General features: G+C 68.2%; 23 protein-coding genes. 16 read left to right on the top strand and 7 right to left on the bottom strand.

What is annotated here, in order from left to right; translation table 11 throughout:
• Nucleotides 1-673 (top strand): coproporphyrinogen-III oxidase family protein (locus Q8814_RS15725; protein ID WP_408015915.1); only part of this gene is annotated, 673 nt, incomplete at its 5' end.
• A 51-nt stretch (nt 674-724) separates the two neighbouring features.
• Here Q8814_RS15725 and Q8814_RS15720 read toward each other — a convergent pair.
• Nucleotides 725-1,072, bottom strand: a complete 348-nt coding sequence (locus tag Q8814_RS15720) for a type II toxin-antitoxin system VapB family antitoxin (RefSeq protein WP_330152951.1) — start codon at nt 1,070-1,072, stop codon at nt 725-727.
• Between the two features lie 202 nt (nt 1,073-1,274).
• Between Q8814_RS15720 and hrcA the strand changes: the two genes are divergently transcribed.
• Genes hrcA through Q8814_RS15700 form a run of 4 tightly spaced genes read left to right on the top strand, consistent with a single transcriptional unit; the run spans nt 1,275 to nt 5,053 of the window.
• Nucleotides 1,275-2,318, top strand: coding sequence for a heat-inducible transcriptional repressor HrcA (gene hrcA, locus Q8814_RS15715; protein WP_330152950.1), 1,044 nt, complete (start codon nt 1,275-1,277; stop codon nt 2,316-2,318).
• A gap of 44 nt (nt 2,319-2,362) precedes the next feature.
• The gene (dnaJ, locus tag Q8814_RS15710; RefSeq protein ID WP_330152949.1) at nt 2,363-3,514 is read left to right on the top strand and encodes a molecular chaperone DnaJ; all 1,152 of its coding nucleotides are present in this window, start codon (nt 2,363-2,365) and stop codon (nt 3,512-3,514) included.
• A gap of 8 nt (nt 3,515-3,522) precedes the next feature.
• Nucleotides 3,523-4,281, top strand: a complete 759-nt coding sequence (locus Q8814_RS15705; RefSeq protein WP_330152948.1) for a 16S rRNA (uracil(1498)-N(3))-methyltransferase — start codon at nt 3,523-3,525, stop codon at nt 4,279-4,281.
• 10 nt (nt 4,282-4,291) lie between these two features.
• The gene (locus Q8814_RS15700; RefSeq protein WP_330152947.1) at nt 4,292-5,053 is read left to right on the top strand and encodes an alpha/beta hydrolase family protein; all 762 of its coding nucleotides are present in this window, start codon (nt 4,292-4,294) and stop codon (nt 5,051-5,053) included.
• Between the two features lies 1 nt (nt 5,054).
• On the opposite strand, the gene Q8814_RS15695 is transcribed toward Q8814_RS15700, so the two are convergent.
• Nucleotides 5,055-6,668: an MFS transporter gene (locus Q8814_RS15695; RefSeq protein ID WP_330152946.1), complete on the bottom strand. Its 1,614-nt coding sequence runs from the start codon at nt 6,666-6,668 to the stop codon at nt 5,055-5,057.
• A 135-nt stretch (nt 6,669-6,803) separates the two neighbouring features.
• On the opposite strand from Q8814_RS15695, the gene Q8814_RS15690 reads away from it, so the two are divergent.
• From Q8814_RS15690 to Q8814_RS15665, 6 genes are all read left to right on the top strand, one after another.
• On the top strand, nt 6,804-7,436 hold the full coding sequence (locus Q8814_RS15690; RefSeq protein ID WP_330152945.1) for a TetR/AcrR family transcriptional regulator: 633 nt from the start codon (nt 6,804-6,806) through the stop codon (nt 7,434-7,436).
• Nucleotides 7,437-7,559: 123 nt separating this feature from the next.
• Complete coding sequence (locus Q8814_RS15685; RefSeq protein WP_330152944.1) at nt 7,560-8,624, top strand: PhoH family protein; 1,065 nt, start codon at nt 7,560-7,562, stop codon at nt 8,622-8,624.
• Nucleotides 8,625-8,700: 76 nt separating this feature from the next.
• Complete coding sequence (gene ybeY / locus Q8814_RS15680) at nt 8,701-9,243, top strand: rRNA maturation RNase YbeY (RefSeq protein WP_330152943.1); 543 nt, start codon at nt 8,701-8,703, stop codon at nt 9,241-9,243.
• Between the two features lie 40 nt (nt 9,244-9,283).
• Nucleotides 9,284-10,597, top strand: coding sequence for a hemolysin family protein (locus Q8814_RS15675; protein WP_330152942.1), 1,314 nt, complete (start codon nt 9,284-9,286; stop codon nt 10,595-10,597).
• The gene (era, locus tag Q8814_RS15670; RefSeq protein WP_330152941.1) at nt 10,594-11,511 is read left to right on the top strand and encodes a GTPase Era; all 918 of its coding nucleotides are present in this window, start codon (nt 10,594-10,596) and stop codon (nt 11,509-11,511) included. The genes Q8814_RS15675 and era overlap by 4 nt, the downstream gene beginning before the upstream one ends.
• Nucleotides 11,512-11,633: 122 nt before the next feature.
• A complete protein-coding gene (locus tag Q8814_RS15665; protein ID WP_330152940.1) occupies nt 11,634-11,993 on the top strand; it encodes a hypothetical protein in 360 nt (119 codons plus the stop codon).
• 4 nt (nt 11,994-11,997) lie between these two features.
• On the opposite strand, the gene Q8814_RS15660 is transcribed toward Q8814_RS15665, so the two are convergent.
• Nucleotides 11,998-12,564 carry a TetR/AcrR family transcriptional regulator gene (locus Q8814_RS15660; protein ID WP_330152939.1) on the bottom strand — a complete coding sequence of 189 codons (567 nt, stop codon included), beginning with the start codon at nt 12,562-12,564 and terminating at the stop codon, nt 11,998-12,000.
• A 3-nt stretch (nt 12,565-12,567) separates the two neighbouring features.
• Nucleotides 12,568-13,980 (bottom strand): amidase, encoded by a 1,413-nt coding sequence (locus Q8814_RS15655; RefSeq protein WP_330152938.1) that lies wholly within the window; start codon nt 13,978-13,980, stop codon nt 12,568-12,570.
• Between the two features lie 123 nt (nt 13,981-14,103).
• Here Q8814_RS15655 and recO point away from each other — a divergent pair, with 123 nt between their 5' ends.
• The 4 genes from recO (at nt 14,104) to Q8814_RS15635 (ending at nt 16,670) form a co-directional block, all read left to right on the top strand.
• The gene (gene recO / locus Q8814_RS15650) at nt 14,104-14,919 is read left to right on the top strand and encodes a DNA repair protein RecO (protein WP_330152937.1); all 816 of its coding nucleotides are present in this window, start codon (nt 14,104-14,106) and stop codon (nt 14,917-14,919) included.
• Complete coding sequence (locus Q8814_RS15645) at nt 14,876-15,682, top strand: isoprenyl transferase (protein ID WP_408015914.1); 807 nt, start codon at nt 14,876-14,878, stop codon at nt 15,680-15,682. The genes recO and Q8814_RS15645 overlap by 44 nt, the downstream gene beginning before the upstream one ends.
• Nucleotides 15,679-16,101, top strand: a complete 423-nt coding sequence (locus Q8814_RS15640) for a hypothetical protein (RefSeq protein WP_330152935.1) — start codon at nt 15,679-15,681, stop codon at nt 16,099-16,101. The genes Q8814_RS15645 and Q8814_RS15640 overlap by 4 nt, the downstream gene beginning before the upstream one ends.
• Nucleotides 16,098-16,670, top strand: a complete 573-nt coding sequence (locus Q8814_RS15635) for a T3SS (YopN, CesT) and YbjN peptide-binding chaperone 1 (protein WP_330152934.1) — start codon at nt 16,098-16,100, stop codon at nt 16,668-16,670. The genes Q8814_RS15640 and Q8814_RS15635 overlap by 4 nt, the downstream gene beginning before the upstream one ends.
• 24 nt (nt 16,671-16,694) lie before the next feature.
• Here the strand turns inward: Q8814_RS15635 and Q8814_RS15630 are convergent, their stop codons facing one another.
• Both Q8814_RS15630 and Q8814_RS15625 read right to left on the bottom strand, forming a co-directional pair.
• Nucleotides 16,695-17,120, bottom strand: a complete 426-nt coding sequence (locus Q8814_RS15630) for a Fur family transcriptional regulator (protein ID WP_330152933.1) — start codon at nt 17,118-17,120, stop codon at nt 16,695-16,697.
• Entirely contained in the window at nt 17,117-17,518 is a 402-nt protein-coding gene (locus Q8814_RS15625; protein ID WP_408015913.1) for an ArsR/SmtB family transcription factor, read from the bottom strand. Before Q8814_RS15625 ends, Q8814_RS15630 begins: the two co-directional genes overlap by 4 nt.
• A 148-nt stretch (nt 17,519-17,666) precedes the next feature.
• Here Q8814_RS15625 and Q8814_RS15620 point away from each other — a divergent pair, with 148 nt between their 5' ends.
• The gene (locus tag Q8814_RS15620) at nt 17,667-19,058 is read left to right on the top strand and encodes a glycine--tRNA ligase (protein ID WP_330152932.1); all 1,392 of its coding nucleotides are present in this window, start codon (nt 17,667-17,669) and stop codon (nt 19,056-19,058) included.
• 135 nt (nt 19,059-19,193) lie between these two features.
• On the opposite strand, the gene Q8814_RS15615 is transcribed toward Q8814_RS15620, so the two are convergent.
• Nucleotides 19,194-20,036 (bottom strand): hypothetical protein, encoded by an 843-nt coding sequence (locus Q8814_RS15615; protein ID WP_330152931.1) that lies wholly within the window; start codon nt 20,034-20,036, stop codon nt 19,194-19,196.
• Between the last annotated feature and the right edge of the window lie 859 nt (nt 20,037-20,895).

Genomic DNA, 20,895 nt, shown 5'->3' with positions numbered 1-20,895 from the left:
TGTCAATCTCGACCTGATCTACGGCACCCCCGGTGAGCGCGACAGCGATCTCGCGCGGTCGCTCGACGCGGTGCTCGAGGCGGGCGTCGATCATGTGTCCGCCTACGCGCTGATCGTCGAGGACGGCACCGCCCTGGCCCGGCGGGTGCGGCGGGGGGAACTGCCCGCTCCGGACGACGACGTGCTCGCCGCGCGCTACGAGATGATCGATGCGCGGCTCGAGTCGGCCGGACTGACCTGGTACGAGGTGTCGAACTGGGCGGCAGCCGACGATCCGTCCGCGCGTTGTGCACACAATCTGGGCTACTGGGACGGCGGCGACTGGTGGGGTGCCGGGCCGGGCGCGCACAGCCATGTGGGCGGAGTGCGCTGGTGGAATATCAAGCATCCGGCGCGGTATGCGAGCGTCCTGGCCGACGGCGCCCTGCCGGTCGCGGGCAGCGAAGCCCTGACCGCCGCGGACATTCACACCGAACTGGTGATGCTCACGGTTCGGCTGCGCACCGGCCTGCCCCTGGCTGTCCTCGATCGGGGCGAGCGGGCTGCAGCGGCGACCGTGGTCGCGGACGGTCTCGCCGTCCGGCACGGCGACCATCTGATTCTCACCGACCGTGGGCGGCTCCTCGCCGACGCGGTGGTCCGAGCCATCCTGCTCGGTTCCGAAGCGGAATGAGAGCCGGCACGCAGTGAGCCGGCAAGGTGCGAGCCGGTCGCCTGCTCCCGGTTACCGGTCGTCGGGATCGAGTGTCGTATCGATCGCGTCGGCGGACGGGAGCAGTGCGTCGTAGTCGAATACCCGGGCGTGCAGCACAGGGCGGTTGCGCAGGGCGGACTGCACCGCCCGGTGGAGTCCGTCCTCGAGGTAGAGCACACCCTGCCACTGCACCGCGTGCGGGAACAGGTCGCCGTAGAACGTCGAGTCCTCCGAGAGCAGCCGATCGAGTTCGAGGACTTTCGTGGTCGTGACGATCTCGTCCAGGCGGATCTGACGCGGCGGAATCCGCGACCAGTCGCGCAGTGACAGCCCGTGATCGGGATACGGCTTGCCGTCTCGTACGCCCTTGAAGATCATGCGCACACACTACGGGGGTCCGCACCCGATCTTGTCGGCGCACCGTTCCGGTCGATGGGGGCTCCTTACCCGGGTGGCGCGCACGTAGGGCGGCGGCCGGGGCGATTAGACTGGGTCGGTACGGCAGGCAGAGCGCTGCGCCCGGCGACCGCCGGTGGGTAGGGCTTCGGGGTCCGAAGTGTCCGGAACGGAGGTGGGTGGGTTGTCGAGTACCGAGGAACGCAGATTTCAGGTATTGCGCGCGATCGTGGCGGATTACGTCTCCACCAAGGAGCCGATCGGATCCAAGACGATCGTCGATCGCCACAATCTCGGGGTGTCGAGCGCGACGGTGCGTAACGATATGGCGGTTCTCGAAGCGGAGGGGTACATCACCCAGACACACACGAGTTCCGGCCGGGTGCCCACCGACAAGGGATACCGGCAGTTCGTCGACCGCATCGCCGACATCAAACCGCTGTCGAGCGCCGAACGGCGCGCCATTCTGCAGTTCTTGGAATCCGGTGTCGACCTCGACGATGTGCTCCGGCGCGGAGTGCGCCTGCTTGCGCAGTTGACCAGGCAGGTCGCGGTCGTCCAGTACCCGACGTTGTCGTCGTCGTCGGTGCGCCACCTCGAGGTGGTCGCACTGACTCCCGCCCGGTTGCTGCTGGTGCTGATCACCGACTCGGGCCGCGTCGATCAGCGCATCGTCGAACTCGGCGATGTCATGGACGACGACGACCTCGCTCGCCTGCGCGAGTTGCTCGGCAACGCACTCGCCGGCAAGCGGCTGGCAGCGGCGTCGATCGCCGTGTCGGAACTGGCCGAGGACGCCCCGGACGACCTACGCGACGTGGTCATCCGCTGCACGACGGTGCTCATCGAAACCCTCGTCGAGCATCCCGAGGACCGTCTGGTCCTCGGCGGCACCTCCAACCTGACCCGCAACGCCGCCGATTTCGAGGGACACCCCGAGATGCCCGGCTCGCTGCGTACCGTCCTCGAAGCTCTCGAGGAGCAGGTGGTGGTCCTCAAGTTGCTGGCCGCGAGCCACGATGCCGGCCGGGTCACGGTCCGGATCGGCGAGGAAACCCAGGTCGCGGAGATGCGGAGCACATCGGTCGTGTCCACGGGGTACGGCGCGGCCGGTACCGTTTTCGGCGGACTCGGGGTGCTGGGTCCGACCCGGATGGATTATCCGGGAACCATCGCATCGGTCGCGACCGTTGCGAGATATATCGGCGAGGTGCTCGGCGAGCGCTGAGCACTGTCCAAATCTGTGTAGAGAAGTAAGGACGAGAACCAAACGTGGCACGGGACTACTACGGGACGCTCGGCGTTTCCAAGAACGCGACCGACCAGGAGATCAAGCGCGCCTATCGCAAGCTGGCGCGTGAACATCACCCGGACGTGAATCCCGACGAGTCGTCGCAGAAGCGGTTCCAGGAGATCTCGGCCGCCTACGAGGTGCTGTCCGACCCGGAGAAGCGCCGCATCGTCGACCTCGGCGGCGATCCGCTGGCCTCGGCGGGGAGCGGTGGCGCGGGCGGCTTCGGCGGTGCCGGCTTCGGTGGGCTCGGCGACGTGTTCGAAGCGTTCTTCGGCGGTGGCGCGGGCGGTGGGCGCGGTCCGCGCGGACGCGTGCAGCCCGGCGCCGATTCCCTGCTGCGCACCCGGCTGACGCTCGAAGAGTGTGCGACGGGCGTGACCAAGACCGTCACGGTCGACACCGCGGTGTTGTGCGACGCCTGCACGGGCGCGGGAACCCACGGCGATTCCAAGCCGGTGCGCTGCGAAACCTGCGGCGGTGCGGGTGAGGTGCAGTCGGTGCAACGGTCCTTCCTCGGTCAGGTCATGACGTCCCGTCCGTGCCCGACCTGCCGCGGTGCCGGGGAGACCATTCCGGACCCGTGCCGCAAGTGCGGTGGCGACGGCCGTGTCCGCGCTCGGCGCGAGATCACCGTGAAAGTCCCTGCGGGCGTGGGCAACGGCATGCGCATCCGCCTCGCCGCCCAGGGTGAGGTCGGGCCCGGCGGCGGGCCCGCCGGCGATCTGTATGTCGAGGTCATCGAACAGCAGCACGACGTGTTCGTCCGCGACGGCGACGATCTGCACTGCACGATCCGTGTTCCGATGGTGGACGCGGCGCTCGGCACGACGGTCGTCCTCGACACCATTCTCGACGGGCCGACCGAAATCACCGTCGACCCGGGCACCCAGCCGGGATACGTGGCCGTGCTCCGCGGCCACGGCATGCCCAAGCTGCGCTCGGGCGCACGAGGCGATCTGAACGCCCACCTCGAAGTGGTGGTGCCGAGCAAGCTCGACAGCAAGCAGGCCAAACTTCTCGAGGACTACCGGCGACACAGCGAGCGCGACCGTGCCGAGGTGGTCTCCAACGGCTCGCAGCACTCCGGCGGACTGTTCTCGCGCCTGCGCGACGCGTTCAGCGCCCGCTAGGTGCAGGCGTGGTCGCCACCCTGTTCTACCTGGATCCGCTGCCCGATACCGGGGCGGTCGCTGTCCTCGACGGCAAGGAAGGCCGGCACGCCGCGACGGTCCGTCGGATCACCGTCGGAGAACGACTGGTGTTCTCCGACGGTCACGGCGGTCTCGCCGATGTCGAAGTCGGTGCGGTAGCGAAGGACCGGCTCGAGGCGACCGTCCTCGCCCGGCGCACGCTCGAGGCACCACGACCCGCCGTGACGGTGGTGCAGGCCCTGCCGAAGTCGGATCGCTCCGAACTCGCCGTGGAGCTGGCCACCGAGGCGGGCGCCGACGCGTTCGTGCCGTGGCAGTCGGCGCGATGTGTCGCCCGGTGGGACGCCAAGGCCGACAAAGGCGTTGCGCGATGGCAGGCCGTCGCGGTGGCCGCCGCCAAGCAGTCGCGCCGGGCGTTCGTTCCGGCAGTGTCGCCGCTGCAACGCACCCCCGATGTGGTCGCACGAGTCCGCGACACCGTCGCGCGCGGCGGAGTCGTTGCGGTACTTCACGAATCGGCGACCACACCGTTCGCCGACCTGCCCCTCGCGGACGCGACCGAGATGATCCTTGTGGTCGGCCCGGAAGGGGGGCTCGACGACGCAGAGGTCGAGTCACTGACCGGGGTGGGCGCGACCGCGGTGTCGCTCGGGCCGACCGTGCTGCGCACCTCGACCGCCGCGGCCGTCGCACTCGGTGCGGTGGGGGTGCTGTCCGACCGGTGGCGTGCGCAGCCGCTGCACTAGCGTTTCCCGAATGTCCCGCACGCGCTTGGCCTACGGCCCCGAACCGGAACAGTTCGGGCACCTGTATCTGCCCGACACGGTCGATCCCGGCACTCCGATCCCGGTGGTCATGGTCGTCCACGGCGGATTCTGGCACGGCCGATACCACCTCAACCTCGGTACGCCGCTGGCACTCGCGTTGTCGCGCAACGGTGTGGCGGCGTGGAACATCGAGTACCGCAGGATCGGCGCCGGTGGCCGCTGGCCGGAGATGTCGGTGGACGTCGTCGCCGCGCTCGAGGCCGTCGCGACACTCGTCGCCGATCGGGCCGCCGCCGTCGGGATCACCCTGGATCTCGACCGGGTGCGCGTCGTGGGGCATTCGGCGGGCGGCCAGCTCGCGGTGTGGCTGGCGGGTGAGCCCGCCGCGGTGCGTCCGCAACTCGTGGTGTCGCAGGCCGGTGCCCTCGATCTCGCGTCCGCCGGTGAGCGCGGCCGCCGTATCGACTACATCGAGGACCTCTTCGGGGTGGCCTACGAGGACGACCCGGAGCTGTACCGTTCCGCGTCGCCGCTGCACCGGGTTCCCGTCGGTGTCCCGGTCGCCGTCGTGCACGGCACCGAGGACGCCCAGGTGCGGGTGAACGTCGCGACCCGGTACGCCGACGCCGCGCGCGCCGCCCACGACCCGGTCTCGCTGCATGTGATCGACGGTGAAGACCACTACGCGTTTCTCGACAAGTCGACCCGCAGCTGGGCGCTTTCGCTCGAGCTGCTGCTCGACGAGCGCTGAATCACGTTGCCGCATCGGCGTGCTCGGCCTCGCCCTGTCGCCGGCCGGGCAGGAGCGCGGTGACGATCACCGCACCCGCCGCAAGAGCGATACCGCCCACCAGAGCGGCGTCGGTGATCGCATGGGCGAACGCGGCGCTCGACGCGTCGAGCAGTGGTTGCGCGTAGGACACGGCGAACGGGTTCTTCGACAGTTCCTCCGCGACCACCGCGGCGCCCCCGACCGAGTCTCCGGCGGCCTCGATGGCCTGTGCTGCCTGATCCGCCATCGGCCCGGTGAGGTCCGCGAGGGGCAGGTCGGCGAGGAAACCGGCGATCGCGTCGTGGTAGACGGTTGCGAGCACCGACCCCAGCACCGCGATGCCGAGCGACCCGCCGAATTCCACGGCGGTGTCGTTGAGTCCCCCCGCTGCTCCCAGGTCGGATTCGGGGAATCCGCCCATGATCAGGTCGGTGGCCGGCGGGGTCGACACCCCGATCCCGAAGCCGAGGAGGAGCAGCGCGAAGAAGAACAGGCCGTAACCGGATGCGGCGTCGAGGAAGGTCAGTGACAGCACCCCGAGCGCACCGACGGCCAGTCCGGCGCCGACGACCACCCGGCCGCCCAGTCGTGGGGTGGCGCGACCGCTGAGCGCGGCGCCGATCGAGACGGACACCGCCAGCGGCAGCAGTCGCACCCCGGTTTCGAAGGGGCTGTAGCCGAAGACGAACTGGAACTGCTGTGCGACGAAATAGATCACGCCGAAGGTTGCGAAGAACAGCAGGAGTACCGCGACGCAGGCTCCGCCCACCGAGCGGTCGGCGACACGACGGAGGTTCAGCAGTGGTTGCGGATGGCGCAGCTCCCACACCACGAAGGCCGCTGCCGCGAGCGCCGCGATGGCGGCGGCACCCGATGCTGCTGCACTCCAGCCGAAGTGGGCGCCTTCGATGATGGCGTACACGAGACCGCCGACGGTCACAACCGACAGCACGCCGCCGATCCAGTCCACACGGTCGAGACCCGCCGCCTTCGATGCCGGAACCAGAGCGAGAGATGCGACTGCCGCGAACGCGGCGATCGGCACATTGATCAGGAACGTCGATCCCCAGGCGTGCGATTCGAGAAGCCGGCCGGCCAGCAGCGGGCCGGAGGCGATTCCCAGTCCCGCCGTCGCGGCCCACACCGAGATCGCTCGCGCACGCTCGTGGGCGGGGAACATCGCGACGAGCAAGGACAGTGTGGCGGGCATGATGACGGCCGCTCCCACCCCCATCACGAGGCGGGCTGCGATCACGTCGGTGGCGTTGTCGGCGATGCTGCCGTACACGGCGCCGGCGGCGAAGACCGCGAGGCCGGCAAGCAGGGCCTTGCGTCGGCCGTAACGGTCGCCCAGAACACCGCACAGCAGCATCAGCGCCGCGTAGGGGACGGTGTAGCCGTCGATGATCCACTGCAGGTCGGCGCTACCGAGGTGGAGGTCGCGAAGCATGCTCGGAGCCGCGACGATCAGTGCGGTGTTGGCCATCACCACGATCAGCAGGCTCAGGCACAGTACGGCCAGGCCCGCCCAGCGACGTGAATAGGGAAGGTCCTGCTCGGTGACGGGCGCTACGCGTGTGATGGCAGTAGGCATGGGTCTCCTCGGGTGCGGGGGAAGCAGAAGCTCGCTCTGATTGCACAGCAGTGTGCAAGCTAGTCATTTGCACACTGCTGTGCAACTAGACTGGAAGGAAGATCACAGTCTCGCGGTGGAAGAGGGATGTAGAGCGTGGAGGAATCGGTCAGTCGACCGCGGAGCCGTTCGAACCCCAATCGCAGCCGAATCCTCAATGCTGCGGTGGTGTGCTTCGCCGCCGATCCGGACGCGAGCATGGACGACGTCGCCCGCGCGGCGGGGGTGGTCCGGCGCACGGTCTACGCGCACTTTCCCAACCGGGACGCGCTCGTGGAGGGACTGGCCGAGGATGCGGGTGCCGCCCTCGCGGACGCCGTCGACCTCGCCGAACCCGAGGCCGCCGACATCGCCCTCGCCGTCGGCATCCTGCGGACGTGGCCGGTGGGCGACCGCTACCGCGTGCTGTTGTCGTTCGCGCGCAAGGAAGTAGGCGAAGAGCGGATCGGGGAACTCATCGCCCCGATGCGAACCCGGACACTCGACCTGGTCGAGCGGGGTCGTGGCACCGGCGTGTTCTCGTCGTACCTGCCCGCCGTCGTGCTCGTCGGCATGATGGAAGGCCTGACCATGGCCACCCTCGAACAGGCCAACCTCGGTCTCGTGCAGGACTCGGGCGAGACCGTCGCCCTCGGAGTGCTCGTGCTCGCCGGCGTCGACCCGGAGCGCGCCGCGCACGTCGTGGAAACCGCCGGACAATGGCTGCGCGAGTATGCGGGGCCGGCGTAACGCCCGTGCCGGGGGCGGTGGCACGGCAAATGCGGTGAAGGTCCGCATCGCGCGGCGCTAGACTGGCACGGACACGACGCCCGTCGTGCGCGAGCAGACTCGAAAGCAGGCCGTACCGTCCACGTGAGTGAACCAGACAGCATCCGCGATCCCGAGAACATCGATCGGCCTCCCGTTCGATCGAGCCTGGAGCTTCCGCCGGAAGCCGCAGCACCACTGCTCGGCGCGGCCGACGAGAACCTCATCGCCCTCGAAAGTGCCCTCGCCGCGGATATCCATGTGCGCGGTAACACGGTCACTCTGACCGGCACCCCTGCCGACGTCGCCCTGGCCGAACGCGTGCTCGGCGAGCTCGTCACCCTGGTGCGCCGCGGCCAGCCGCTCGGACCCGACGCGGTCCGGCGCACGGTCGGCATGCTCACGCAGGGCCTGTCCGATTCGCCCGCCGATGTGCTGAGCCTCGACATCCTGTCGCGTCGCGGCAAGACGATCCGCCCGAAGACGCTCAACCAGAAGCGCTACGTCGACGCGATCGACGCCAACACCATCGTGTTCGGTGTGGGCCCCGCCGGCACCGGCAAGACCTACCTCGCGATGGCCAAGGCCGTGCAGGCACTGCAGACCAAGCAGGTCACTCGCATCATCCTGACCCGCCCGGCCGTCGAAGCCGGTGAACGGCTCGGGTTCCTGCCGGGCACCCTGCACGAAAAGATCGACCCGTACCTGCGGCCCCTCCACGACGCCCTGCACGACATGATGGATCCCGAGGCCATCCCGAAGCTCATGCAGGCCGGCGTCATCGAGGTGGCGCCGCTCGCGTACATGCGCGGCCGCACCCTCAACGATGCGTTCATCATCCTCGACGAGGCGCAGAACACGACCGCCGAGCAGATGAAGATGTTCCTCACCCGCCTCGGATTCGGATCGAAGATCGTCGTCACCGGCGACATCACCCAGGTCGACCTGCCCGGGGGGGCCCGCTCGGGTCTCGCCGCCGCCACCGAGATCCTCGGCGATATCGACGACATCCACTTCTCGATGCTCGACAGCAGCGACGTGGTGCGGCACCGTCTGGTCTCCGACATCGTCGATGCCTACGGACGGTTCGAAGCCGCGCGGGACGACAGCGTCGGCCTCGGCAACCGAGCGCAGCGGCGTGCCTCCCAGCATCGGATGCCGCGCCGGTGATCCACTCCGTGATCGCCTCCCCGACCCCGACCCCGACCCCGACCCCGCCGCCCGCCGTGCAGAAAGATCGACACCCATGAGCATCGAGATCTCGAACGAGTCGGGAATGGACGTCGCAGAAGAGGATCTGCTCCACGTCGCCCGCTACGTCATCGAGCGAATGGATGTGCATCCGGCGGCCGAGTTGTCGATGGTGCTAGTCGAATCGGACACCATGGCCGATCTGCACATGCGCTGGATGGACCTGCCGGGGCCGACCGACGTGATGTCGTTCCCCATGGACGAGCTCGAACCGGGTGGACGCCCCGACGCACCGGAACCCGGACCGTCCATGCTCGGCGATATCGTGTTGTGCCCGTCGTTCGCGGCCGAGCAGGCAGCGAAAGCCGGGCACTCCCTCGGAAACGAACTCGCGATGCTCACCGTGCACGGAATGCTGCATCTGCTCGGTTACGACCACGCCGAACCCGAAGAAGAAAAAGAGATGTTCGGCCTGCAGAACCGCTTGCTCGAAGAATGGTACGAAGAGTTGCGGCACGCCGAGGAACGCGCGCGCCTCGCCGCGCGCGATCAGCAACTTCTCGGCAAGGCCGGGTTCTTCGACGCCACCGAGAAATGAACGAACCGATCGGTAATCGGCGCACACGAGGAGTGCTGCCGTGAACACCGTTTCCCTCGTGGTTCTCGTCGTCGCGCTGGTAGCCCTCGGTGGCGTGTTCGCAGCCGTCGACGCGGCACTCAACACCGTCTCCGCGGCGCGAGCCGAAGACCTGGCCAAAGACGGTCGCTCCGGCGCGCACAAATTGCTCGAAATCCTCGACGACCGTCCCCGGTACGTCAATCTCATGGTGCTGCTGCGGATCCTGTGTGAGATCGCCGCGACCGTGGTGCTCGTCGGCGTGCTGCTCGAATCGGTCGACCGCACCTGGGCGCTCGTCATCAGCGCGGCCGTGATGGTGCTCGTCGACTATGTCGTGATCGGTGTCGGTCCACGTACTCTCGGTCGCCAGCACGCCTACTCCATCGCACTCGCGGCGACCACCCCGCTGCGCGTTCTCGGCGTGCTGCTCGGTCCGATCGGCCGGATCCTGATTCTTCTCGGCAACGCCGTGACCCCGGGCCGCGGCTTCCGAAACGGTCCGTTCGCCAACGAGATCGAGCTGCGCGAACTCGTCGATCTCGCCCAGGAAAGCGGAGTGGTGGCGGACGAGGAACGACGAATGATCCAGTCCGTGTTCGACTTCGGTGATACCACCGCCCGCGAGGTGATGGTGCCGCGTCCCGAAATGGTGTGGATCGAAGAAACCAAGACGGCCGGGCAGGCCACATCGCTCGCGGTGCGCAGTGGCCATTCGCGTATCCCGGTGATCGGCGAGAACGTCGACGACGTCCGAGGCGTGGTGTACCTGAAGGACCTTGTCAAGGAAACCTACTATTCGCGCGACGGTGGCCGCAGCGTCTCGGTGGCCGATGTCATGCGACCGGCGGTGTTCGTGCCGGATTCCAAGCGACTCGACGATCTGCTCGCCGACATGCAGCGCGACCGCAACCACATGGCGGTGCTTGTCGACGAATACGGCGGCATCGCAGGACTTGTCACGATCGAGGACGTCATCGAGGAGATCGTCGGCGAGATCGCCGACGAGTACGACACCGGGGAGATCCCGGATGTCCAAGATCTCGGCGACGGCACCTATCGGGTATCGGCTCGGCTGCCCGTCGAGGACCTCGGCGAACTGTTCGACATCGAAATCGACGACGACGACGTCGACACCGTCGGCGGTCTGCTCGGCTACGAACTCGGCCGGGTTCCACTGCCCGGTTCGGAATTGACCACCCACGGTTTGGTCCTGCGAGGTGAAGGCGGGCCGGACGTGCGTGGACGCGTACGTGTGAGCACCGTCTTCGTCGAGCGCGCGCCCGAACCCCACGACCCGGAGACGGCCCCGGGCGCCATCGAGGAGACTTCATGACCAACAGCGACTTCCGTTCCGGCTTCATCTGTTTCGTGGGCCGACCCAACACCGGCAAGTCGACGTTGACGAACGCACTGGTGGGCAGCAAGATCGCGATCACCTCGTCGCGGCCCCAGACCACGCGCCACACCATCCGGGGCATCGTGCACCGCGAGCACGCCCAGCTGATTCTCGTCGACACGCCGGGACTGCACCGTCCCCGCACGCTGTTGGGTCAGCGACTCAACGACCTGGTCCGCGACACGTACGCCGAGGTCGACGCGATCGGCCTGTGCATCCCGGCCGACGAGAAGGTCGGCCCCGGCGACCGCTGGATCCTCGAACAGTTGCGTCATGTGGCGCCCAAGACGCCGCTGATCGGCATCGTCACGAAAATCGACAAGGTGCGCAAGGAACAGGTTGCCGCACAGTTGCTGGCCGTGTCGAAACTTCTCGGTGACAACGCCGACGTGGTCCCGGTGTCGGCGACGTCCGGCGAACAGGTCGAGGTGCTCGTCGACGTTCTCGCCTCGCACATGGAGCCCGGACCGGCCTTCTACCCGGACGGGGAGCTCACCGACGAGCCCGAGGAAACGCTCATGGCCGAGCTCATCCGTGAGGCGGCGCTCGAGGGACTCGGTGAGGAACTGCCGCATTCGCTGGCCGTGGTGATCGAGGAGGTCGTCGAGCGCGAGGGCCGCACCGAGAAGCAGGGCCCGATGCTGGACGTGCATGCGCTGCTGTACGTGGAACGTCCCAGCCAGAAGGGCATCGTCATCGGCAAGGGCGGCGCGCGGCTGCGCGATGTCGGCACCGCCGCACGTACCCAGATCGAAAAGTTGCTCGGCGTGAAGATCTTCCTCGAGCTGCACGTGAAGGTGGCCAAGGACTGGCAGCGCGATCCCAAACAGCTCGGGCGCCTCGGATTCTGACCGATCGGGCCACCCTTCCGGAACATCCGGAATGTCCGTTTCGGGCGGTATGGGTTATCGTCGGCGCACCGTTGCCGATCTCGGAGGTTCGAGTGCGTTTCCGTGTTCCTGTTGTGTCGTCCGTGGTCGCCACGCTGTTCGTTGCCGTTCTCTCCGGTTGCGCAGGTGCCGAGCCACCTGCCGACGAAGTCGTCACATTCACGGTGGGGGAAACGATCCCCGTCACCGTGACGTTGCGGTCGGCGGACGACGGTGGGCGTAGCACGCCGTTCTACTCCGGTTATCGCCCCCAGGTCCTCTTCGCATCGTCACCGGACCCGGTTCCGTGCACATTCTCGAGTCCGGACGGCGGATTCCCGCCGGACACCACCGCGGACATCGAGATCACCTGCGCCCACGACGTGACGGTCGAGCCCGCGCAGGCCGGCTTCGTATTCGAAGAGAGCGGGCGTGAGGTGGGCAGCGGCAGCGTCGCCCTCTAGATGGCTAGCGCGGGGCCGACGCGGTCATGCCGTGGAGCAACAGCAGCACCGACGACGCGAGGTCCGGGTCGGCGCCGGTGGAGAGTCGGCGCAACTGCAGACCCGCGATCGTCGCCACCAGCGTCGGGGCGATCGTCTCGGCTTCGGGCACGCCGAGCGCGGCGAGAATCGCAACCGTCAATGAGTCGTACGCCGTCCAGCACTCGTCGGCGGCCGCGCGGAGATCGGGGTCGCGGCCGGCCTGGATGTACAGTTCGAACGGCGCAATGCGTTCCGCGGTGAACGCGAGATCGTCTGCGACCCGCTCGGTGACCTGGGCGGCATCGGTGATGGAAAGATCCTGCCCCCGATACGATTCGGCGATTTCGCGTAGCCGATCGGTTTCCTCGGCGACGAAGGTGGTCAGTGCTGCCTTCAGGAGATCGGACTGGCTGGGGAAGTGGTAGGTGATCGAACCCAGCGACACCTCTGCCCGACTTGCTATGCGGCGGTTGGTGATTGCGGCGATACCGTCGGTGCCGATCAGGTGCAGGGTGGCGCCGACAATGCGTGCCCGGACATCGGAGGCCATCTCTCACCACCACCGGGCCGGTACGTGCTCGTGCCACTTCATCTCCGACTCCAATTGCGCGGCAAGGGAGATCAGCAGCGGCTCGGAACACTCGTGTCCGAGAAGTTGTGCGCCGACGGGTAACCCGTCCTCGGTGAAACCCGCGGGCACGTTGATGCCCGGCCAGCCGAGGACGTTCCACGGCCACGCGTACGGGCACGCGGCGGTGATGGTCTTGTCGGTTGCCCACCCGCCCATGTCGTCGATCGCGTCCACGAGCACCGGAGGTGTCGCCGTGGTCGGCGCGAGGACGACGTCGAAGCGGTCGAAGATTCGACCGACGCGGCGCCGCAGACGCGGTTCGGCGGCCCGCGCCGCCCGCAGGGGCAGTCCCCGCAGCAGCCGGCCGGTCTGCGCGTTCGCGCGGGTGCGGGCGTCGGCGAGCGCGGGGTCGGGGAGACGATGCAGCCAGTCGTGGATCCCCGCCATCGACCGGGGCAGGAAGTTCAGGCCGAACAGGATGCCGTAGTCGGGATCGGCGACCGTCACCTCGTGACCGAGTGTGCGCAACACCGCGGCCACCGCCAGGATCCGCGCACGGACCTGCGGATGCAGCCGGGCAGACGTTGTTGTGAACGGAACCTTCAGGGCCAGAGCGATTCTCAACCGACCCGGGTCTGCGCCCACCGACTCGGAGGCGCGCAGGGGGGCGCACCGGTGCAGATCGCCGGTGTGATTTCCGGACACCGCGTCGAGCAGGAGCGCCGCGTCGGTGACCGTGCGGGCCAGGGTGCCGTGGGTGGTCAGACCGTGGAATGCCTCCGGATCGGGCCACATCGAGATGCGCCCGCGCTGAGGTTTGATGCCGACCAGGTGCGACCACGCCGCGGGGATGCGCACCGATCCGGCTCCGTCGGAGCCGAGCGCCGCCGGGACCAGCCCGGCAGCGACCGCGGCGCCGCTGCCACCCGACGACCCGCCGGGTGTGTGCTCGCGCGACCAGGGGTTGCGGGTGTGCCCGAATGCCGAACCGCCGGTGAGCGGCCACTGGCCGAGTTCGGGGGAGTGGGTCTTCCCCACGATGACCGCGCCCGCGGTCCGGAGTCGGCGCACCACCTCGGCATCGCGTTCCTGAAGGGGGAAGTCGCCGGCGCAACCGAAGGCGGTCGGTTCGCCTGCCAGGTGCGTGTCGTCCTTGACCGCGATGGGCACGCCGAGCAGGGGCAACCGGACACCGGCAGCGCGGCGGCGGTCCGCCTCGGCGGCCTCCGCGACGGCCGCGTCACGGCGGATCACGCGGAACGCATTGAGTGTCGAGGCGCTCGCCTCGATGGCATCGAGGGCGGTGCGCACGAGTTCGGCCGACGTCGTGGTGCCGGCGTCGAGTGCCGCGGCGGTCTCGGCGAGCCCTTGCGGCCGGGTGGATGCCTTGCCCATCGGTTCCCCCTTCGTGTTCGTTCGAACGAACAATAACGTGTTCTCGTCCCGGTGGTCCAGAGATGCGCGTCGGGGACGGCGGGGAACGCGCACGGTGTCGGCGCAACATGAAACACTCGGGCAGTGAGGTTGTACCGGGACAACGCGGTGGTGCTGCGCCAGCACAAGCTGGGCGAAGCCGACCGCATCGTCACTCTGCTCACCCGTCGCCACGGGCTGGTACGAGCCGTCGCGAAGGGAGTCCGCCGCACCCGGTCGAAGTTCGGGGCGCGGCTCGAGCCGTTTGCGCACATCGACGTGCAGCTGCATCCCGGCCGCAACCTCGACATCGTCACGCAGGTCCAGACCCTGGACGCGTTCGCGATCGGCATCGTCGACGACTACGGGCGCTACACCACCGCCTGCGCGATCCTGGAGACCGCCGAACGCCTCGCCGGGGAGGAACGCGCCCCCGCGCCCCGGTTGCACGCGCTCACCGTGGGGGCGCTGCGCGCGGTGTGCGACAAGGTGCGTCCCCCCGACCTCGTCCTCGACGCCTACCTGCTGCGCGCCATGACCTACGCGGGATGGGCACCCGCGATCACCCACTGCGCGCGCTGCGACCGTCCCGGCCCGCACACCGCCTTCCACGTCGCCGCGGGCGGCGCGGTGTGCGTGCACTGCCGTCCCCCCGGCGCCGCCAACCCGGCGCCCGGGGTCCTCGCGCTGATGGATGCGCTCAACCACGGCCGCTGGACCGACACCCGAACCGTCCCGGAAACGGTGCGCAACCAGACCAGCGGATTGATCGCGGCGCACCTGCAATGGCATCTCGAACGCCAGTTGCGGACGCTGCCACTGATCGAGCGGCACAGTCCGCACGCGGCGATACGCGCCGACACGGACGTCAGGCAGGATGGGGACCGTGATTCGACGACGCGCCCCGCACCAATCGCCTGACCGCGCGATCCGGCCACCCTCCCCGCATCCGTCGGGCGCACGCGCCCCGATCCTGCAGCCCGAGTTGATTCCGCAGCACGTGGCCCTCGTCATGGACGGCAACGGCCGCTGGGCGCAGGAGCGTGGGCTGCCTCGCACCGCCGGGCACGAACGCGGCGAGGCCGTGCTCATGGACACGGTGGAGGGCTGCATCGAGGTGGGTGTCAAATGGCTCTCGGCCTACGCCTTCTCCACCGAGAACTGGAAGCGCAGTCCCGACGAGGTGCGATTTCTGATGGGCTTCAACCGCGACGTGATCCGCCGGCGCCGCGACGAGATGCACGAGCTCGGGGTGCGAGTGCGGTGGGCCGGCCGCCGTCCGCGACTGTGGCGCAGTGTCATCAAGGAACTCGAGGTCGCCGAAGAGCTCACCAAGGACAACGACGTGATGACGCTGGTGATGTGCGTGAACTACGGCGGCCGCGCCGAGATCGCCGACGCCACCCGCGAGATCGCCCGCAAGGTCGCCGCCGGGGAACTCGACCCCGAGAAGGTCACCGAGGCGACGATAGCCCGGCACCTCGACGAGCCGGATATGCCCGACGTCGACCTGTTCTTGCGGCCGTCGGGGGAGCAGCGNACCTCGAACTTCCTGCTGTGGCAGTCCGCGTACGCCGAAATGGTGTTCCAGGACAAGAACTTTCCCGACTTCGATCGACGAGACCTGTGGGCGGCGTGCGTGGAATACGCCTCGCGCGACCGGCGGTTCGGGGGCGTGAAATGACGGAGTTGCGTCGCCGCATCGGCACCGCCCTCGCGCCGTTCGTGGACGTGCGCACCCCCACGACCGACGGCGACGACGCGCTCGGGTTCGACTACGGAGCGGTGCCCTTCGCGCTGCAGGTCGTCACACTCACCGACGGGCTCGACGTGGTGTCGCTGACCGGGGTGCTGGCCTGGGACCTTCCCCTCGGCGACATCGTCCGTGCCCGGGTAGCGTCCGCGGCCGATGCGCTGCAGTTCGGGTCGGTGCACCTGATCGAGCGGGACGCCGAGGCCGACGTCGTGCTCCGGTACTCGTTTCCCGCGACCGGGCTCGAGGATTCCGCGCTGACGACGATGCTGCTGCTCGTGCTCGACGGCGCCGCGTCCGCGCGCGGCACCGTGGCCGGTGAACCCCCACGAACCGAGGAGAATCGATGACCGAGACCGCCGTGAACGACGCACCCCCGATCGACGAGAGCCGGCTTCTGCCCATCGGGACGGACGACGACGACACGCTGCGCGACGCGGTGGTGGGCATTCTCGCCGAGGTGATCGACGAGGCGCCCGAGCCGGACGAGGACGGTGAGATACCGGTCTGGATCGACGACGTCCTCACCTACGCCACGGTCGATGCCGAGAACGGTGTCGTCGTGCTCACCACCTACATCGCCGAATCGATCGCGGGCCGGACCCGCGCGGCCGAGGTGCTCGGCGACCTGCAGGAGGAATGGCCGGAGTTCAAATTTCTGCTGCAGAAGGACCGAGTGACCGCGGAACAGCGTGTCGGGGCGTCGCCGTTGGTGCCTGTGCACCTGATCCGCGCGGTCGCCGCGCTCGTGCCGCTCGTAGAGGAGACCCGCGTGCTCGCGTCCCGGCTCGGGGGTGAAGCGTGCGTCTTCGACGGTGAAGAAGACGACAGTGAAGACGACGACACGGAGTCCACGGACGGCGTGATCGGGGAAGACCTGCTCGCGGGATGCGGCTGCGGGGACTGCAGCTGCGGGTGAACGCCGCTCGCTCGCCGGCGCTCGTTACCCGGCGAGCGCGCAGTCGCGGCAGGTGCCGAAGATTTCGACGGTGTGGCTGACATCGACGAAGTCGTTGGAGTCGGCGACCTCGTGCGACCACTGCTCGACCTCGGGGCCGTCGACCTCCACCGTGAAGCCGCAATGCCGGCAGACGAGATGGTGGTGATGTCCCGACGAGCAGAACCGGAACATCGACTCGCCGGTGTCGGTGCGCAGCACATCGACGGTGCCGGCTTCGGCGAGCGACTGCAGGGTGCGGTAGACGGTGGTCAGGCCGATGGTGTCACCGCGTTTGCGCAGCTCGTCGTGCAATTCTTGTGCGGTCCGGAATTCTTCGGTGTCGTCGAGTAGCGCCATGATGGCGCTGCGCTGGCGGGTGGAGCGAACTCCCACGACGGGTTTGCGGGTGGCGGTCACGGTGGACGTCATCCTTCCTGGGCGTGTGCGACGGCGTCGACGACGATGTGGGCGAGGTGGTCGTCGGCCAGCCGGTAGAGTACTTCCCGCCCGGAACGCTCACCGCGTACCACGCCCGCGGTCTTGAGGACGCGAAGGTGCTGGCTGATCAAGGGTTGGGTGACGCCGAGCGCACCGACCAGTTCGTGAACGCAGCGGGTCGATTCGCGCAGTTGCAGCACGATGGCGATGCGGACCGGAGCCGAGAGCGCGCGGAGCAGCTCGCCGGCCGCGATCAGCGTGTCGGGAGAGATACCCTCCGGTGCGGTGGGGGAGTCGCCCGGTTGCGGGTCGTGGCTCGGGCCCGTCACGGAGGCATCCTTCCGGCACTCGTCCTGACCGGCGTCGATGCTCACGGAAGGCTCCTTCATTGTCGTCCGCGTTATTGCAAACCGATGCCATTTTGATATGCATGGATGTGCATGTCAACCGACGGGTGTTCGGCCGCGCCGCGGTGGAGCGATAGGCTTGTCAATCGACGCATGCTGCGAACCCGCACCGAAGATGGAGAGAACCCGAGTGGCACCCAAATCCAAGGTCGATACCGTCGCCAACCTCGCCAAGCGGCGGGGGCTGGTCTATCCCTGCGGTGAGATCTACGGCGGCACCAGGTCTGCCTGGGACTACGGGCCGCTCGGCGTCGAGCTCAAGGAGAACATCAAGAAGCAGTGGTGGCGCAACATGGTCACCGGCCGCGAGGACGTGGTCGGGCTCGACTCGTCGGTCATCCTGCCGCGCCAGGTCTGGGTCGCTTCGGGGCACGTCGGCGTGTTCAACGACCCACTCGTCGAGTGCCTCAACTGTCACAAGCGCCACCGGCAGGATCACCTGCAGGAGGCGTACGCGGAGAAAAACAAGCTCGACGACCCCGACTCGGTGCCGATGACCGAGATCGTGTGCCCCGACTGCGGCACCAAGGGCCAGTGGACCGAGCCCCGCGACTTCAACATGATGCTCAAGACGTACCTCGGACCGATCGAGAGTGAAGAGGGCCTGCACTACCTGCGGCCCGAAACCGCACAGGGCATCTTCGTGAACTTCGCCAACGTGCTCACCACATCGCGTAAGAAGCCGCCGTTCGGCATCGGCCAGATCGGCAAGAGCTTCCGCAACGAGATCACCCCCGGCAACTTCATCTTCCGCACCCGCGAGTTCGAGCAGATGGAGATGGAGTTCTTCGTCAAGCCCGGCGAAGACGAGCAGTGGCACCAGTACTGGATCGACTACCGCATGGACTGGTACACGGGCCTCGGCATCAACAAGGACAACCTGCGCCTGTTCGAACACCCGCAGGAGAAGCTGTCGCACTACTCGAAGCGCACCGTCGACATCGAGTACCGCTTCCACTTCCAGGGCAGCGAATGGGGCGAACTCGAGGGCGTCGCGAACCGCACCGATTTCGACCTGTCCACGCACGCGCAACACTCGGGCACCGACCTGAGCTTCTTCGACCAGAACACGAACGAGCGCTACACGCCGTACGTCATCGAGCCCGCAGCGGGCCTGACCCGCTCGCTCATGGCCTTCCTCGTCGATGCATACACCGAGGACGAGGCGCCGAACGCGAAGGGCGGCGTCGACAAGCGCACCGTGCTGCGCCTCGACCGGCGGCTCGCCCCGGTCAAGGCCGCGGTGCTGCCGCTCAGCCGCAACGCCGATCTCAGCCCCAAGGCCAAGGACCTCGCATCCCAGCTGCGTCAGCACTGGAACATCGAGTTCGACGATGCCGGCGCGATCGGCCGCCGCTACCGCCGCCAGGACGAGATCGGCACCCCGTTCTGCATCACCGTCGACTTCGACACCCTCGAGGACCACGCGGTCACCGTCCGTGAACGCGACACCATGGCGCAGGAACGGGTGAGCCTCGACCAGGTCGAGGGCTACCTCGCGCAGCGCCTGCTGGGCTGCTGACAGGCGACGGTCCTTCGTTTCCAGCGCTTTTCGCAACCGGCGTCGTCGTCCAGCAGGACGACGACGCCGGTTTCTTCTGTGCTGCACCAGTCTCCGGATGCGCTCGAGACTCACCCATCCGCAGATCGAGGTCTGTCATTGTGCGATGACGTCGATGCGGACGGACTGCTCCGCATCGATGACGAACACGCTGTCCACGCCCTTGCGCCAACCTGCCGGCACGAACAGATACCGGCCGTCGGACCGGATCAGCAGACGCAGACCGCTGTAGCGGTAGGCGTAGCGGCTTCCGTCCTGGGTGAGTGTGTCGACGACGACACCGGGACCGTCGATCGCGAGCCGGTCGACGCTGTAGAGCAATACCTGTGCGTCCCTGCGGAGTTGGCCGGCCAGCTGTACCGCACGCTGTTCTCCGAGTTGGTGCGCGTACAGCGCGATTCCCCACACCGCCCCTGCAAGCGCAAGGGTAGCCAGCGTCAACGCCCAGATCCGAGCATGCGCCTCCTGCCCGCCCCCGGCGGGGCGCGCATCGGTGCCGGGCACACACAGGTGCCGTGCCACCGCCACCGAGGCGGCCACGCCCAGCACCGCCGATGGCAGCGGGTAGCCCCGGGTGTACCGCGCCGTGTCCAGGTCGGACAAGCCGTTGAGCACCACCATGGACAAGGACACCGCCACAATCGTGAGGACCGCGATGATCCTGAGCCGGCGTGTCCGGTTCCGGGCGAGTCCATCGACCAGGCCCAGGAGCGGACGCCGTGCGGCGAGGGCGGCAACGACCACCAACCCGGCGACGAGCAGCGGCCGGAGCGCCGAATTCAGACTCCGCAATACGTAGTCCGTCGTGGAAAACCCCAGCAGGCTGACGTCCACCCCGAAGTAGTCGAACGTCGCCCGCGTACGCACCCACCCGAAGTAGTAGAGGAGCGCGGTGATCAGGGCGGCCTGCGACGCCACCGTCGTGATGAGGGCCAGCATCGCGGGACCGCCCGGCGGGGATGACGACTCGGACCGCCTTCCCCGCGGGTGTCCCGCAGGCCTCGATCCTGTGGTCACGGCAACACCGGGGGGATCGGTTCGGGGAACGTCGGCTCCGGAAGATCCGATGGCTCGAGCGTCGGCGCGGGCTCGGGAAACGGCGGATCGAACCGAACACTCGGCTCGGGCGACGGCTGGGGCTCGGACGTCGGCGGGGGCTCGGACCCGAAGTCGGGTTCGGGAAGAGGACCCGGCGGACCGGTCGGCTCGGTTGGCGGCGGCGCCATCGCCGGCTCCGGAAGAGTATTGGACGCCTGATGCTCGTGGGAAGCGTGGGTCGGACCCGGCAGCGGCGGCAATTCGTCGCCACTACTGGGGGAGGACTGAGTGGGGCTCACTGTCGGCGGCGTCGCCGGCGGTTCGGGTAACAGCTCGGAAACGCCGCACGCGACCACGAAGCACACCGCCGTCACCGCCCCCCACCGGATCAGGCGACGACCCGGACGTCTGCTCCGCCTCGGGTTGCTTCCGGATGCCGTTTGCGATTGAACGTTCATGCGAATGCTCCGCGGGGAAATACAGCAGGGACCTATGAATCTGGTCCACGAGTGTGGGGTCGGGCAGCAACCCCGGGGCTGGTCGCACGGCACCCCTCGGGTGATCCTTTGTCACCCTGGGTGGCAACCGGTGGGAGACGACCTGCGCTCGCCCCGTCCCGACCGAAGAGGTCGACGAGTACGGCTAGAACCGGCCGCCGCTCGAACCGCCGAAACCTCCTCCGCCCCCACCGAAGCCCCCGCCACCGACACCGCCCCCACCGAAGCCACCGCCCCGGCCGCCCCTGAGGACGCTGTTGATG

This window comes from Rhodococcus chondri, from assembly GCF_036327435.1.
Taxonomy (GTDB): Bacteria; Actinomycetota; Actinomycetes; order Mycobacteriales; family Mycobacteriaceae; genus Rhodococcus; species Rhodococcus chondri.
Note: the sequence above shows the minus strand (reverse complement) of the source record. Positions and strands in the feature narration are given on the sequence as shown.

Coding starts and splice junctions, on each gene's coding strand:
- Q8814_RS15625 (WP_408015913.1), bottom strand. CDS start 17,518: ATGAAGGAGCCTTCCGTGAGCATCGACGCCGGTCAGGACGAGTGCCGG.
- Q8814_RS15700 (WP_330152947.1), top strand. CDS start 4,292: ATGTCCCGCACGCGCTTGGCCTACGGCCCCGAACCGGAACAGTTCGGG.
- Q8814_RS15615 (WP_330152931.1), bottom strand. CDS start 20,036: ATGCTGGCCCTCATCACGACGGTGGCGTCGCAGGCCGCCCTGATCACC.
- era (WP_330152941.1), top strand. CDS start 10,594: ATGACCAACAGCGACTTCCGTTCCGGCTTCATCTGTTTCGTGGGCCGA.
- Q8814_RS15695 (WP_330152946.1), bottom strand. CDS start 6,668: ATGCCTACTGCCATCACACGCGTAGCGCCCGTCACCGAGCAGGACCTT.
- Q8814_RS15660 (WP_330152939.1), bottom strand. CDS start 12,564: ATGGCCTCCGATGTCCGGGCACGCATTGTCGGCGCCACCCTGCACCTG.
- Q8814_RS15635 (WP_330152934.1), top strand. CDS start 16,098: ATGACCGAGACCGCCGTGAACGACGCACCCCCGATCGACGAGAGCCGG.
- Q8814_RS15720 (WP_330152951.1), bottom strand. CDS start 1,072: ATGATCTTCAAGGGCGTACGAGACGGCAAGCCGTATCCCGATCACGGG.
- ybeY (WP_330152943.1), top strand. CDS start 8,701: ATGAGCATCGAGATCTCGAACGAGTCGGGAATGGACGTCGCAGAAGAG.
- Q8814_RS15655 (WP_330152938.1), bottom strand. CDS start 13,980: ATGGGCAAGGCATCCACCCGGCCGCAAGGGCTCGCCGAGACCGCCGCG.
- Q8814_RS15640 (WP_330152935.1), top strand. CDS start 15,679: ATGACGGAGTTGCGTCGCCGCATCGGCACCGCCCTCGCGCCGTTCGTG.
- Q8814_RS15630 (WP_330152933.1), bottom strand. CDS start 17,120: ATGACGTCCACCGTGACCGCCACCCGCAAACCCGTCGTGGGAGTTCGC.